This window comes from Chitinilyticum litopenaei DSM 21440 (genome assembly GCF_000428145.1).
Taxonomy (GTDB): domain Bacteria; phylum Pseudomonadota; class Gammaproteobacteria; order Burkholderiales; family Chitinibacteraceae; genus Chitinilyticum; species Chitinilyticum litopenaei.
The window spans coordinates 107336-121099 of record NZ_ATZJ01000002.1; the positions used below are offsets into that span (position 1 = coordinate 107336).

Sequence of the window (13764 nt, forward strand, 5' to 3'; positions counted from 1 at the left end):
TGTTAAGTGGAATGAAGTCTGAGCCATGCGTGCGCTAGTACTGATCTGCCTGATTGGCGGCCTTCTCTCTGCTGGAGCCGCTGTGAGTGCGTCTGAAATGCCTGTTGAAGAACTGCGCGCCCGTGATGAATGCGATGCTTTATCACAGGCAGATCGAAGGGCGTGCCTGCAAAGAAAAGTGGATCAAAGTCATGCTGTGTTGCGGGGCGTTGAGAAAAGAATGAGTCAATCAATCTCAGCCTGGGATGAGGATGATAAATACATTAGCTTGGCTAATGCTTTGTTTATAAAGTCAATTAAGGATTATGAGAAATATCGTGATTCGCATTGTGCATTTATTGCCACATTGAGCGGAGGGGCTGCTGGAACTGCTCACGAGGCAAGGCGGTTGGTCTGCCTTGTCGAACTCAATGCGAGGCGCGCAGAACAGTTGCGTAGTAATTTCCCAAAATAACTCAGGGTTGAACTGCAGACAACGCGGGCACAATAGAAGAAGGGGATACACATAGATGTATCCCCTTATAGCCCTTATGGAAAATAGGCTACAGCCACATACCCATCAAAAGCCCCATCAGGCCAGACGACGCAGCACTTCCTCGCGGCCGATCAGCGCCAGCACGGCATCCACCGACGGGGTGTTGGTAATGCCGCACACCTTGGCGCGCAGCGGCATGCCGACCTGCGGCATCTTCACGCCCTGCTGCTTGACGAAGTCCTTGATGAAGGCGCCAAGGCTCGCGGCATCCCAGCTTGGCAGCTGCGCCGCACCTTCGGCAAACAACTTCAGGCGCTCTTCGTCTTCCGGCTGCAGGTGCTTTTCGACAATCTCCGCCGTCGGGTTCAGCGGCTGGTAGAAATACTCGGCCTGATTGGCCATCTCGATCAGCGTCTGGCTGCGGTCCTTCAGCAGCGTGACGACGTCGGCGAGCGCCGGGCCGCTGGCGGTGTCGATATTGCGATCAGAAAGGAAGCCGGCAACGCGTTCGGCCAGTCTGGCTGCATCGGTCGCCTTGATGTGCTGGGCATTCAGCCACAGCAGCTTTTCGCGGTCGAAGCGGCTCGGCGCACTGGATACGTCCTTCAGATCAAACCATTCAACGAATTGCTCCATGCTGAAGAATTCGTCGTCGCCGTGTCCCCAGCCCAGGCGCGCCAGATAATTCAGCAGCGCCTCCGGCAGGATGCCCAGCGCATCGTAATCCACCACCGACACCGCATCGCGGCGCTTGCTCATTTTCTGGCCCTGATCGTTGTGGATCATCGGCAGATGCGCGAAGGTCGGCACCGTGGCGCCCAGAGCCTGATAGATCACGATCTGCCGCGGGGTGTTGTTCACGTGGTCGTCGCCACGGATGACATGGCTGATCTGCATGTCGTAGTCGTCGACCACCACGCAGAAGTTGTAGGTCGGTGTGCCGTCCGGACGGGCGATGATCAGGTCATCCAGCTCGGTGGCGCTGATTTCGATGCGACCCTTGACCGCATCATCCCAGGCAATCACGCCGTCGAGCTGGGTCTTGAAACGCACCACCGGCTGCACGTCGGCCGGCGGTGCCGGCAGCGTCTTGCCGGCTTCGGGGCGCCAGCGGCGATCGTAGCGCGGCTTTTCGCCCTTCGCCTCGGCTTCCGCGCGCATGGCTTCGAGTTCTTCCTTGCTGGCGTAGCAGTAATAGGCGTGGCCGCTCGCCAGCAGCTGCGCGATGACTTCCTTGTAACGGTCCATGCGCTGCATCTGGTAGAACGGGCCTTCATCGTAATCCAGACCCACCCAGTGCATGCCGTCCAGAATGGCCTTGACCGACTCGGGCGTCGAGCGCTCGAGATCGGTGTCTTCAATGCGCAGCACGAAAGTACCGCCGTGCTTGCGGGCATAGGCCCAGGAGAACAGCGCGGTGCGCACGCCGCCGATGTGCAGCAGGCCAGTGGGGGACGGGGCGAAACGGGTACGGATGGAGGTGCTCATGAATGATCCGGTAGCTGTAAAAACGCAAGGCTGCCATTTTAGCGGCAGCCTGCAGGAAGGGTGAAAAAATCGGGCCGGGAAGCGGCTTTACAGCGAGGCGCTGCGCATCGGCACCTGCGGCTTGAACTTGCTGTTGATTTCCAGCGGCAAGTTGGCCGGGTTGTCGATGGTGATCAGCTCGGTGCTTTCCGGCTGCGCCAGCATTTCCGGCGGCTCGTGGCGCGCCAGGATGTCGTAATAGCTCTGCAGCTTGCCGACATAAATCACCGGCTCGCCACCACGCGCATAGCCGTATTTCACCGTACGGAAGTACTCGGGGTTGCGCAGCAGCGGCAGCGTGGTTTTCACATCGGCCCAGGCATCCGGGTTTTTGCCCTGCCGGCGCGCCAGCGTGCGCGCATCTTCCAGGTGGCCAAGGCCGACGTTGTAGGCAGCCAGCGCCAGCCAGGTGCGATCCGGCTCGGCGATATCCTTGCCCACACGATTGCGCAGCTCGTCCAGCAGGCGCGCCGCACCCATGATGCTCTGATAGGGATCGAGCCGGTCCACGCCCAGATAGCTGGCGGTGTTGCCGGTCAGCATCATCAGGCCGCGCACGCCATAGGGCGAAACCGCATCCGGATTCCAGTGCGATTCGGCGTAGCCAAGCGCAGCCAGCAGTCGCCAGTCGATATCATACTGTCCAGCCGCTTCCTTGAACCACTTGCGATAGCGGGGCAGCACCGTGCCGATGCGTTCCTGGAAGACCTGCGCATCCCCAACCCCCACGCGATTCACATGGCCGTAGTAGCGATCAAGCAGCACGCGCACCGAGCCATCGGCCATTTGCTGGCCGATAAAGGCGTTGATCTTGGCCAGCAGCTCCGGATCGCTGTCCGGCACGGCCCAGGCCAGCTGCTGCGCACCGCCGCGTTCTTCGGCGATCGCCACATTGGGGAAATAGTTCTGCGCCACGTCGGCGGCATGCGATTCAACCAGCGCGTAGTCAACTTCACCCTTGGCCACGCGCTCGATCAGCGTTTCACTGTCGCCATCCTCGACCACATCCCAGGTCAGGCCCGCCAGGCGGGTCTTGATCTGGTTCAGCGAGTGCACGTATTGCGGCAGGGTCTTCACGACGGCATCGCCGGCGCCCAGACGCTTCCAGACATTGGCTTCATTCAGGCCGGCCTTGAACACCAGTACGGGCTGGATGCTCTGGTAGGCCGGGCCGAACTTCAGGCCTTCACCTTCAAATCCCTTTTGCAGGGCGACACCCACATGGGCCTCGCCGCGTTTCAGTCGCGTGAGCACTTCACCGTGATTGCCGGTGATGATAAAGCGCACTTTCAGGCCGTTCTGTTCGGCAAAGCGGGTCATCAGGTCGTACTCCAGACCTGCGTAGTTCCCGTCGGCGTCCACGTAGAGCGTGGTGGGGCCGTTTTGCACCAGTACAACCAGTTCCTTCGACTCTACCCACGGCAGTACCTTCTGTGCGGGAGCTTCGGTAAGCTCTCCACAGCCGGCCAACAGCAGTGCAGTCAGTGCCATCAGAAATCGTTTCATGCGTTTTCCGGAAGTCAAAACCGTCCGCATTGTGCCTTCATCGTGCAATGAGGACAAACAAGGGGCTTGGCGTTCGTGAAAAAGTTGGTTACAATCGCGCCTCTTTGCTGGAGAGGTGGCAGAGTGGTTGAATGTACCTGACTCGAAATCAGGCGTAGGTGCAAGCCTACCGGGGGTTCGAATCCCCCCCTCTCCGCCAGCATTCTGAAAGCCGCGCACTGCGCGGCTTTTTCTTTGCCCGTGCGAAGCACGGCAACTGCCTGATTGCATGGCAAATCGCCGTTCACTATAGGCAAGTTCGCGGTGCTGCCGAGCGCAAAGCCGGCAGCGTCAAACCGGCCCGGGCCGCACTGGCCGGGGTATGCCCGGAGCATCCCGCAGCCGAGCAGGCCCTGCAGCACGACACCCCGCCCCGCTGCGCCGGCATCGCACCGTACCTCTCCCGACCAGCGGCGGGGCTGGCCTTAGGTTCTGTTGACGTTTTGTTTGCGTTCCCGCTGGAGCGATTTTTGCGCCGAATCAAGGCGTTGCGAGCGCCGCATAACGGGTTATGTCAGCGACGCAACAACGCGGAGTCGGCGCAAAAAGCGCCCAGCCCTCCGGGTTTGGCTGTTTTTGGCCTGACACGGCGTTGCAAAGCCCTTGCATAGAACGACTATGCGGCGGGCTTCGCGCCTTGTTTCAGGCCAAAAACAGCACAAACGGGCTGCGCAAACAAAACGTCAACAGAACCTAGCCTCCGGCGCCCAGACGGCCGGCCCAGTCGCGGGCAAACTGCCAGGCAATGCGGCCACTGCGTGCGCCACGCCCCTGTGCCCACAGCAGGGCCTCGCGCCGCAGGCTGTCATCCCAGTTCGGGCAGCCAAAGGCCTGCAGCCAGTGCTGCGCGGCCAGCAGATACTCATCCTGGCTAAAGCCATAGAACGACAGCCACAGGCCAAACCGCTCGGACAGCGCCACCTTCTCCTCGATGGCCTCGGCGAAATGGATTTCACCGCCTTCGTGGCGCGTGGCGGCATTCTCGCTGAAATATTCGGGCACCAGATGGCGGCGGTTGGAGGTCGCGTAAATCAGTACATTGGCCGAGGGCGCGGCCACCGAACCATCCAGCGCCGTCTTCAGGCCCTGATAACCGTGATCGCCCTCTTCAAACGACAGGTCGTCGCAAAACACGATAAAGCGCTCGGGGCGTCCGGCGACCAGTTCGACGATGTCCGGCAGGTCATACAGATGAGCCTTCTCCACCTCGATCAGCTTGAGGCCATCGCCCCGGCAGGCATTCCACACGGCCTTGATCAGCGAGGACTTGCCGGTGCCGCGCGCACCGGTCAGCAGCACATTGTTGGCCAGATGGCCAGCCACGAATTGCCGGGTGTTCTGCAGCAAGCGCGCCTTCTGCGCAGCAATATTCTGCAGATCGGCGAGGTCGACGCGGTGCGGATGGCGCACGGCCTGCAGCCAGCCTGCACTCCCGTCACGACGCCAGCGCCAGGCATCGGCCCCCCAATCCATGGGCGGGTGCGGTGCGTGGCGGGCCTGCCAGACGCGCAAGGCCGCCTCGCCCTGCTCCAGAAACGCCCGCAGGCGTTGTTCCAGCTCGCTATTCATTGCTTTCCCCGGCTTGCAAAAGCGGTCAGTGTAGCGGGATTGCGACGCGCGGGCAGCCCTTGCCGCACATGGGCATATCGCAAGATGCTGATTTTTATCGCCTTAAAAATTTCGTAACACATTGACGGGTGATTCGGGCTGGTGCTAGATTGATTTTGCCGTTGCGGCATGGGGCTGCGGCGGACGTTCGGTTGTGTTAACAGGCCGGCACTCCCCACAGGAATGCCGCGCGGCCGGAGACGACACTCCGGCAACGAGTCGTCCGATCTCGGGGCATTCATCTTTATGACTGCCAGCGTTGCACGGGTGGGGATGACACCTGTCAACAAAATCTGCGACGTAGATAGTGAAACCTTCGTTAAAAGGGAGATCGCCATGCGATTCGACTTCATGGAAGGCTTAGCGAGTACGGTCAACGATGCGTTGATGAACTTGTTTCGGGCCTTCAAACCCTCTACTTATCTGGACCACGACGACTCGAGGAATCTCGCCCTCGAAGAGGCGGAACCCTTCCGGTAAAGACGGTCGGTCTGAAACTTGATGTAAATCCCGCAAGGGGCATGGGGGCGCAAGCCCCCTTGCTTTTGCCGGCGCTGCCATATACCCATGCAGTGATTTGCCCACAGCCAAACCAGCAAAAAGGCTGCAGCCATATACCCATGAAAAACGGGAGAGCCTGCGCCCTCCCGTTTTAAATTGCCGCCACGCCGCCGACAGGATCTTGCGGGCGGCTTGCGCCCCGATCACTGCCAGGGCTGGGCCAGCTCGATCCACTTCTGTGCAGTGTCGAGCCGCAGCGGCGAATACACGCCGACGTAGACTTCCGGCAGCGAATTCGCCAGCGGATCGACGCCGGCCGCCGTGTAGCCGCGCGCCTTGAAGTAGCGGTACTTGCCGCTGCCGTCGATGCGGAACACCAGGCTGTTCTGCGGGTAGACCGAGCCCGACTGCCAGGCCGCGTAGCCGTTCAAGGGATCGCTGTACACCGGCGGTGTCACGCGCGTATCGACCAGCGCCAGCGGCGACTCGTTTGATACGCGGAAGTCGTCGAAGTAGGCGTACTGCTCACTCGCCGGCGCCCAGTCGCTGCTGGAGCCGCCAAAGAAGGTATCCATCTTGATCGCCGACACGTTCACGCCCGCCGCATTGCGGAACAGCATCGCGGTGTTTTCCAGCACCAGCTCGCCGTCGACCCACTGGCGGAACACGCCATTGCTCTGGCCGATGTCGTTGAGCACCACCTGCTGCGTCAGCGTGTACCAGCGGCCCGGCTCGAACCGGCGTACCAGCCCGGCATAATCGCCGCACTCCTCCTTCTTGCCGGGGAAGTAGTAATACTGGAACGCCACGCCGTTCTCGCGCCACATCAGCCGCGTCGTGAAGCCATCGAAGCTGCCGTTGGCGATGCAGCCGGTCGGCGTGTCGCCGCCGCCCAGGCCCGGCAGCTTGCCGCCCTTCACCCAGGTGAATGCGGAATCGAAGCGCAGCTTGTATTGCAGGAACAGCGACTGCGCATTGCCGGACAAGGGCGCGTCAAAGGTCATCGCCGAATTGCCGCCCACCTGGCCGGCCAGATAGGCCACGCGCAGCACCTTGTTCGCCGCGTTGGCCGGATCGCCGACGATGCTCAGGCGACCTGCCGCAACGCCGGCCGACGACGGCGGCGCAATGCCCCAGTCCCCCTGGAACTGGCTGGCCTGGTAAAGCCCGAGGCCATGCTGGTCGAAGGTGTTCTGCAGCACCCAGCTGGCCGGAACGCCGGTCACCGGCGCGGTGGGGGTCGGCGTGCCAGTCGGCGTTGCGGTAGGCGTCGGAGTCGCCGTTGGGGTCGCGGTGGGTGTTGCGGTGGGGGTCGGGGTGACGGTGGGGCTTGCCGTTGGCGTCGGCGTGCTCGTCGGCGTGCTCGTCGGGGTCGCGGTTGGGGTCGCAGTCGGTGTCGCGGTTGCCGAAGGGGTGACGCCGCCGCAGCTGCCCAGGTCCTTCCATACGCCCCAGGCGCCGGATGCCGACGGCACGTCGCCCTGCGTCCACCATTTGGCTTCGTAATTGCGCCCGCCATAGGTCACGCGGCTGCCGCCGGCATAGGCGGTGGCGCTGCTCCAGGCGGAGTAACACGCGGTCGCCCCGGTCGGTGTCGCTGTCGGTGTCGCTGTCGGTGTGGCGGTCGCGCTTGGGGTAACGGTGGGTGTCGCCGTAGGTGTCGCCGTGGGGCTTGCGCTCGGCGTCGGCGTCGGCGTCGGCGTCGGCGTCGCGGTCGGCGTGACCGTGGGCTGGGTGGTCGGCGTGGCGCTGGGTGTCGGGCTTGGCGTGGGCGTGGCGGTCGGGGCGACGGTCGGCGTCGGCGACACGCTGCAGCTGCCGCCGGCCTGCCACAGCGTCGGCGAAGCGGCCGGATTCCAGTTGGTTCCGGCGTAGGCCGTGTGCGTTACCCGCGCAGTGTAAACGGCATTCTGATAAAGCACCGTATCGCCGGCGCTATAACTCAATCCCTCCGCCCAGTTGCCACGGCAGGCGGCGGCCGCATCCACGGCCGCCAGCAAGCCGAGCAACACCAGGCCATGGCGTGCAACAGCAGTCATTCGTCATCCTCCGGCGCGGCGGCCGGGCCGACTGATTGGCCGCTAGCGTTCGCGCTTATATATATGTGTTTTGCTTGCCGATCCGCCGCAGACAGGCAGGCCATGCTGCGGACGGTCGTGCTGCGAGTATTTGCGGCATGCAGGCGGCCGGTCAACCGCAGCCAGGCCGATGGCGGCGTGCTGAGGACGGAATGCGACATGTCTGGCCAGCGGGAGCAGACCGTGCCGCCCCCCCCTGAATACCACGTCATGTATTGCCATACAGCCATTCATGCATAAAGGCTGCATATGCATACCCATCATATGTAAACTTACCACCGCCTTCCTACTGCATCAAAGCTAGCGACAGCAAGCGCGCCTTGCCGTAAAATCAGGCAATTGCATACAGCGCGTCCGCGAGCCCGGCATGTCTGCCCTCAACACCCGCACCAAACTGAGTACCCTGCTCTCGGCCTGGGATGCGTACTGCGCCGAACCGCACTTCGATCATTTCGTCGAATTCGCCCTTGGCGTGAACACGCTGGCGGAGATCCTGCGCGTCGGCCCCAGCGTCGGCCTGGCACGCATCAGCCAGGATCTCGAACAGGAAGCACTGGCGCTGTTTGGCGCGCCGGAAAGCCATCCGATCAGCCCCGAAGCCCGCGAGCAGCTGGCGACCCATATCCGCGGGCTGAGCCAGTTGCTCACCGGCGAACAGCCTGCCGCCCTGCCCGACCGTCGCCAGCACTCCGCCGAATCCGCCGCCAGCGTCGCCTTGCAGCCACCGGCGCTCTACCTGATCAGCGACAATGACGTCCGCTGGCAAGAGCTGCAGGCCCAGCTCGGCTACTTCGGCCTCGCGGTGCAGCGCATCGGCTGGAGCGAGGCGCCCCGGCAGGTGCAGAGCTTCTTTCTGCTCGACCTCACCGGGGTGGACTGGCCGCAGCTTGCCGAACTGCGCCGCAACAATCCGGCCAGCCAGCTGATCGCGCTGGGGCTGGACAGCGAATTCGCACTGATGCACCAGGCGCTCAAGCACGGCTGCGACCACTGTTTCCCGCGCGACATGAGCCGCCCGGCCATGGTCGCGCACATTCTCGAATTGCAGGATCAGCATGACGATGACGGCTACCGCGTGCTGATCGTCGACGACTCCGTCACCGCGCACGCGCTGATCCGCCGCGCGCTGGCCGAACAGGGCATCGAAACCCGCGCGCTGGCCGATCCGCGCCAGGTGCTCGACACACTGCGCGAATTCCAGCCTGACCTGCTGCTGCTGGACATGTACATGCCGGGCTGTACCGGCGTCGAGGTGGCGCGCATCATCCGCCAGCACCCGGAATACCTGTCGATGCCCATCGTCTACCTGTCCGGCGAAACCGATCTGGCGCTGCAGGTGGAAGCCCTGCGCCTGGGCGGCGACCACTTCCTAACCAAGCCCTTCAACCCGGTGTTCCTGAACGCCATCGTGAAAAGCAAGATCGAACGCTACCGCGCCCTGCGCCGCTCGATGGAACACGACAGCCTCACCGGCCTGCTGAACCACACCAGCAGCAAGACCCAGCTCGACATCGCGCTCGACCAGTGCCGCCAGCAGCAAAAGCCGCTGTGCGTGGCCATGCTGGACATCGATCATTTCAAGCAGGTGAATGACCGCTACGGCCACCCGGTCGGCGACCAGATCATCCGCAGCCTGGCGTGGCTACTGAAAAAGCGCGTGCGCCACTCGGACATTCTCGGCCGCTACGGCGGCGAGGAATTCCTGCTTGCGCTGCCCGGGGCCAGCCTCAGCCAGGGCTTTGCCGTGCTCGAGCTGCTGCGCCAGGACTTCGCCGCCATCCACCACCCTTACGCCGACGGCTATTTCCAGCTCAGCTTCTCCTGCGGCATGGCCGCCTACCCGGCCATCGAAAGCCGCGAGGCACTGATCCAGGCCGCCGACGACGCGCTGTACCGCGCCAAGCGCGGCGGGCGCAACCGCGTGGAATGCGCATGAACGACGCCGGGCCACCGGCAAGGCCATACTCTCCACCCTCAACAATGCAGGTATAGCCCTGCGGCCTTTTTCCAAGAAAGGGGCTGGCCACATACCCCTGTCAGCGCCAGAAACGGCGCCATTCGCTCATGCCCAGCAGCGTGCGGCACTCGCTGCGATCCAGCCGGTCACCCAGAAAACGGCCGGTCCGGAACGCATGATCGCCTGCGGCGATGGCACGCAACTTGTTCTTGCCGGACATGCCGTCCACCTCGCGCGCCACCCGTTGCCGGGCCCAGAAATAACGCCCCTCTTTCTCGTCATAGCGTTCCGCGCAATACTTCATGGCGCCGGCAAACGCACCAAGGCGCCGCGCCTCGGTACGCTCGGCAAAGGCAGCTTCGGCCGTCAGCAGCAGACCGGTGGCAAGCAGCGCGCACAACCATTCCGATTTGGTGATCCCTTTTTTTTGCATAACACCCTCCTGGCTTGCGTGTCGCGACAACGCGGAAACATCTTTGTGCCACGATCTTTTCCGGCCCTGGGTGCATGCTCCGGTTGCGGCAGGCAGCGCCGCCGTCCTGACGGTTGCAGAGGGCAGGTGGCGAGCCAGAATCAGTCGTGGCGTGCGTGCAGGTTGCGACCCTCAGTCCCAGCGCGACTTGACGATTTCCCGGCGAATTTCACGGCGCGCCTCGCGGCGCTCGGAGCGCACCTCCCGCTCGGCCTTGCGTTTCGCGGCACGGACTTCGCGCGCGCCTTCACGGATTGCCTGACGGCGCTCCCAGGCATTGTCGGCGTTGTAATAATCACGGGCGGCTTCGCGGCGTTCGGCCATGACTTCGCGGGCGCCATCGACCTTGGCCTGACGGACTTCGCGAGCCCCCTCGCGGATTTCGGAGTGAACCCCGGCCATGGCCGGGGCCGCCAGCAGTGCAGCGGCCAGACAGATCAGCAGTTGTTTCATGATGGGCTCCTTGCAACATTCGGATTGCGATGGAACCCATGCTAAGCGCCTGAAGGAAAATGCTTAATAGCGTGTGCGGTTTCGCACAGCCGTTCAGAACGCGTGCGGCAGCGGTTTGAGGATGAGAAAACGCCCGCGCTCGTCCTGGGTCAGGTAGCCGCCGCTGCGCAATTCTCCCAGCATGCGGTTGACCATCTCGCGCGACAGGCCGATGCGCGCCGCCAGCTCCTGCTGGCTGAGCGCCACCCCGCTGATGTCGTGCGAATTGCGTGCGCGCCGGTCCAGCCGCACCAGCAGCCGGCGCAGGCGCTGATAGCCATTGCTCTGCCCCAGCAGATTGAGTGAGTTGACCAGATGGTAGACCCCCTGCGCCAGTTCCCGCGCCACCGCCTCCCAGGCTGCGGGATGCGCGTCCAGTGCGCGACGCAAAGCCGTCAGCGGCAAGGCGAGATAGCGGCAGTCTTCCTGCACCACCAGATTGACCTGCGCGACCGGCTCGGTAAACAGGACATGCAATCCGGCTACCGCGCCGGCAGCCATATGGCCGTACAGATAGGCGCGCGGGCCATCGTCAGCATTGGCGATCGCCCGCACGACACCGCGGGTGAGCAGCAGCAGCTCGGCAATCGCATCACCCTCATGCCAGAGGATCTCGCCGGCCACTGCCGCCCGCCAGGAAGCTTCCGTCAGCAGCGCTGCGCGCGCCTCGGCGGAAAAAGCGTGCAGCAGCGGGAACAGCAACATCAGCAACGTACTGTCTGCATCGGCAGGATTTGCGGCTTCGCCCGCCAGTGGATCAATGGCCATCGCTGCTCTGCCCCGCCAGCTGGACGATCACGGCCTGAATGCCATTGGCGACGCGCGCCAGCCGCAGGTAGTCGAGCTTGTCCGGCGTGTCTTGCGGTGTGTGGTAATGCGGATAACGCATCATCGCCGTGTCGGTGACCATGATGGCGGGGATGCCTTCCTGCCAGAAACTCCAGTGATCGGAATAGCCGAGCGGATCGGTCAGGTGGGCCAGTGCCGGAATCGTGTCGGGCAGCGCCAGCCCCTGCGAGGGGAAGGCGGCGGCGGCACGAAAGGCCGCGACGCTGTCACTCAGCAGCTCGCGCGACTGGCGGTTGCCCACAAAGGCGACGTAATTGCCGGCCGACGGATAGAAGAGTTTCATCAGCTGATGCGCGTAATGCTGGCTGCCTGGCGTATCGGAGTAATAGCCCAGCGTTTCCAGCGACAGCATGCCGATCACGCGCTCGGCACTGCGGCTCGCCGCCTGCTTCGCATAGCGCACGCTGCCCATGTCCGGCCCCTGGAAATACGGTGACTCCTCGTTGACGAACCACACCAGCCGCACGGTGCGCGGCAGCGGCGTGGCTTTGAGCGTGCGCGCCAACTCGAGCAGCACGGCCGCGCCCGAGCCATTGTCGTTTGCGCCAGGCCCCTCCGGCGAGGAATCATAGTGCGCCCCGATCACCAGCGCCTCGGCGCGCTTGCTGCTGCCGGGCAGCACCACCTCCAGATTGCGCACGCTCACGCCATCCACCTGATAGGGCTGGATCTGTACCGCATGGCCCTGCGCTTTCAGTGTGTCTTCGATATAGGCACTGACCTGCTGCAGTGCGGCCGCCTCGCGCACATGATGTGGCGCACTGGCGATGTGCTGCACATGCCCCGCAAGACGCGTGGCCAACTCGCGCTCGCCAGCAGTCCAGGGGGGCAATTCGGCACCATGCGAGCGCCCCGGCATGGCGAACTGCCACCACAGCACGAGAACAATGCCACCCAGGATCGCGACCAGCAACCCAGTAATGCGCAGCAAGGATATGAAACATGCTTTCAGCATGGCTGGCTCCAAATACGCCTACGCCCCGCAAAACGGGGCGTTGGCCGGCATGCAAACCGATCAGCTGCGATAATCGGCGTTGATCTTCACATAGTCGTAGCTGAAATCGCAGGTCCAGACCGTCGCCGCCACATCGCCACGGTTCAGCTTCACCGTTACCGCAATTTCCGGCTCATTCATCACGCGCTGGCCCTGCTCTTCGGTGTAGCTGGCCGCGCGGCCGCCCTTCTCGGCCACCAGCACGTCGCCCAGCCACACTTCCAGCGTATCGACATCCAGCTCGACCGGCGAATAACCGATGGCGGCCAGGATACGGCCCAGGTTGGGGTCGGACGCGAACATCGCGGTCTTGATCAGCGGCGAGCGGGCAATCGCGTAGCCGACATCCTTGCACTCGTCCCAGCTCTTGCCGCCTTCGACGTTGATGGTGATGAACTTGGTCGCGCCTTCGCCATCCCGCACGATGTATTGCGCCAGTTGCTGGCTGATTTCCAGCACGGCATCACGCAGTGCGGCGAAATCGGCGTGGTTTTCCGAATCGATTTCCGCATTGCCGGCCTGGCCGGTGGCGATGAGGATGTAGCTGTCGTTGGTCGACATGTCGCCATCCACCGTGATGCAGTTGAACGAACGATCGGTCGCCCATTTCAGCAGTTTTTCCAGCACCGGCTGCGCCACCGCTGCGTCGGTCGCCAGATAGCCGAGCATGGTCGCCATGTTCGGGTGGATCATGCCGCTGCCCTTGCTGATGCCGGTCAGCGTCACGGTCTTGCCGCCGAGCACGATCTGCTTCGACGCCGCCTTGGGAACAATGTCGGTGGTCATGATGGCGTTGGCCGCATCGGCCCAGTTGGCCGGCTTCAGATCGGCAATCGCCGCCGGCAGCGCGCCGACGATCTTGTCCGCCGGCAGCGGTTCCAGAATCACGCCGGTCGAGAACGGCAGCACCTGTACCGGTGCCACGCCCAGCAGCTCGGCCAGCGCAAAGCACACGGTCTTGGCGCGCTCATGACCATCCAGGCCGGTGCCGGCATTGGCGTTGCCGGTGTTCACCACCAGCGCACGCATGTCGGAACGCTCGCCCAGATGGCTCTGGCAGATGCGCACGGGCGCGGCGCAGAACTTGTTGCGGGTAAACACACCCGCCACGCGGGTGCCTTCCGCCAGCCGCATCACCAGCACATCGCGACGCCCCGGCTTCTTGATGCCGGCCGAAGCAATCCCCAGCTCGACCCCGGCGACGGGGTTCAGGGTCAGCGATTCAAGTGCGGGAACGTTTACGGGCATGGCGGGCTCCAGAAAAGC

At 63.4% G+C, this 13764-nt stretch carries 12 protein-coding genes and 1 tRNA gene; 4 read left to right on the forward strand and 9 right to left on the reverse strand.

The genetic code is table 11. From position 1 onward, the window contains the following. Nucleotides 1–25: 25 nt before the first annotated feature. Nucleotides 26–454 (forward strand): lysozyme inhibitor LprI family protein, encoded by a 429-nt coding sequence (locus tag C515_RS22910; protein WP_081686703.1) that lies wholly within the window; start codon nt 26–28, stop codon nt 452–454. Nucleotides 455–571: 117 nt separating this feature from the next. Here the strand turns inward: C515_RS22910 and gltX are convergent, their stop codons facing one another. Together gltX and mltF are read right to left on the reverse strand one after the other, a co-directional pair. Next, a complete protein-coding gene (gene gltX, locus C515_RS0102435) occupies nt 572–1963 on the reverse strand; it encodes a glutamate--tRNA ligase (protein WP_028454229.1) in 1392 nt (463 codons plus the stop codon). 87 nt (nt 1964–2050) lie between these two features. Beyond that, entirely contained in the window at nt 2051–3508 is a 1458-nt protein-coding gene (mltF, locus tag C515_RS19190; RefSeq protein WP_051304553.1) for a membrane-bound lytic murein transglycosylase MltF, read from the reverse strand. Nucleotides 3509–3617: 109 nt separating this feature from the next. Here mltF and C515_RS0102445 point away from each other — a divergent pair. Continuing rightward, nucleotides 3618–3707, forward strand: a tRNA-Ser gene (locus C515_RS0102445). A 533-nt stretch (nt 3708–4240) separates the two neighbouring features. On the opposite strand, the gene C515_RS19195 is transcribed toward C515_RS0102445, so the two are convergent. Then, on the reverse strand, nt 4241–5116 hold the full coding sequence (locus tag C515_RS19195) for an ATP-binding protein (RefSeq protein WP_043647811.1): 876 nt from the start codon (nt 5114–5116) through the stop codon (nt 4241–4243). A gap of 285 nt (nt 5117–5401) precedes the next feature. Between C515_RS19195 and C515_RS0102455 the strand changes: the two genes are divergently transcribed. Continuing rightward, nucleotides 5402–5635 carry a hypothetical protein gene (locus C515_RS0102455; protein WP_144290307.1) on the forward strand — a complete coding sequence of 78 codons (234 nt, stop codon included), beginning with the start codon at nt 5402–5404 and terminating at the stop codon, nt 5633–5635. A 224-nt stretch (nt 5636–5859) separates the two neighbouring features. Here the strand turns inward: C515_RS0102455 and C515_RS22915 are convergent, their stop codons facing one another. Next, entirely contained in the window at nt 5860–7695 is a 1836-nt protein-coding gene (locus C515_RS22915) for a polysaccharide lyase (RefSeq protein ID WP_081686705.1), read from the reverse strand. 406 nt (nt 7696–8101) lie between these two features. On the opposite strand from C515_RS22915, the gene C515_RS0102475 reads away from it, so the two are divergent. Beyond that, nucleotides 8102–9670 (forward strand): GGDEF domain-containing response regulator, encoded by a 1569-nt coding sequence (locus C515_RS0102475; protein WP_028454231.1) that lies wholly within the window; start codon nt 8102–8104, stop codon nt 9668–9670. A gap of 100 nt (nt 9671–9770) precedes the next feature. Here the strand turns inward: C515_RS0102475 and C515_RS0102480 are convergent, their stop codons facing one another. From C515_RS0102480 to argJ, 5 genes are all read right to left on the reverse strand, one after another. After that, entirely contained in the window at nt 9771–10124 is a 354-nt protein-coding gene (locus C515_RS0102480) for a hypothetical protein (RefSeq protein ID WP_028454232.1), read from the reverse strand. Between the two features lie 171 nt (nt 10125–10295). Next, nucleotides 10296–10616, reverse strand: coding sequence for a hypothetical protein (locus tag C515_RS0102485; protein WP_028454233.1), 321 nt, complete (start codon nt 10614–10616; stop codon nt 10296–10298). Nucleotides 10617–10709: 93 nt separating this feature from the next. Next, complete coding sequence (locus C515_RS22225) at nt 10710–11423, reverse strand: Crp/Fnr family transcriptional regulator (protein ID WP_028454234.1); 714 nt, start codon at nt 11421–11423, stop codon at nt 10710–10712. After that, nucleotides 11413–12459 (reverse strand): M28 family peptidase, encoded by a 1047-nt coding sequence (locus C515_RS0102495; RefSeq protein WP_211233962.1) that lies wholly within the window; start codon nt 12457–12459, stop codon nt 11413–11415. The genes C515_RS22225 and C515_RS0102495 overlap by 11 nt, the downstream gene beginning before the upstream one ends. Nucleotides 12460–12519: 60 nt before the next feature. Continuing rightward, nucleotides 12520–13746: a bifunctional glutamate N-acetyltransferase/amino-acid acetyltransferase ArgJ gene (argJ, locus tag C515_RS0102500; RefSeq protein WP_028454236.1), complete on the reverse strand. Its 1227-nt coding sequence runs from the start codon at nt 13744–13746 to the stop codon at nt 12520–12522. Between the last annotated feature and the right edge of the window lie 18 nt (nt 13747–13764).

What these genes read in the sequence shown, in the direction of transcription:
- C515_RS0102455 (WP_144290307.1), top strand. Translation starts at nt 5,402, where the DNA reads ATGACTGCCAGCGTTGCACGGGTGGGGATGACACCTGTCAACAAAATC.
- C515_RS22910 (WP_081686703.1), top strand. Translation starts at nt 26, where the DNA reads ATGCGTGCGCTAGTACTGATCTGCCTGATTGGCGGCCTTCTCTCTGCT.
- C515_RS22225 (WP_028454234.1), bottom strand. Translation starts at nt 11,423, where the DNA reads ATGGCCATTGATCCACTGGCGGGCGAAGCCGCAAATCCTGCCGATGCA.
- C515_RS19195 (WP_043647811.1), bottom strand. Translation starts at nt 5,116, where the DNA reads ATGAATAGCGAGCTGGAACAACGCCTGCGGGCGTTTCTGGAGCAGGGC.
- argJ (WP_028454236.1), bottom strand. Translation starts at nt 13,746, where the DNA reads ATGCCCGTAAACGTTCCCGCACTTGAATCGCTGACCCTGAACCCCGTC.
- C515_RS22915 (WP_081686705.1), bottom strand. Translation starts at nt 7,695, where the DNA reads ATGACTGCTGTTGCACGCCATGGCCTGGTGTTGCTCGGCTTGCTGGCG.
- C515_RS0102485 (WP_028454233.1), bottom strand. Translation starts at nt 10,616, where the DNA reads ATGAAACAACTGCTGATCTGTCTGGCCGCTGCACTGCTGGCGGCCCCG.
- C515_RS0102480 (WP_028454232.1), bottom strand. Translation starts at nt 10,124, where the DNA reads ATGCAAAAAAAAGGGATCACCAAATCGGAATGGTTGTGCGCGCTGCTT.
- C515_RS0102495 (WP_211233962.1), bottom strand. Translation starts at nt 12,459, where the DNA reads ATGCTGAAAGCATGTTTCATATCCTTGCTGCGCATTACTGGGTTGCTG.
- C515_RS0102475 (WP_028454231.1), top strand. Translation starts at nt 8,102, where the DNA reads ATGTCTGCCCTCAACACCCGCACCAAACTGAGTACCCTGCTCTCGGCC.
- gltX (WP_028454229.1), bottom strand. Translation starts at nt 1,963, where the DNA reads ATGAGCACCTCCATCCGTACCCGTTTCGCCCCGTCCCCCACTGGCCTG.
- mltF (WP_051304553.1), bottom strand. Translation starts at nt 3,508, where the DNA reads ATGAAACGATTTCTGATGGCACTGACTGCACTGCTGTTGGCCGGCTGT.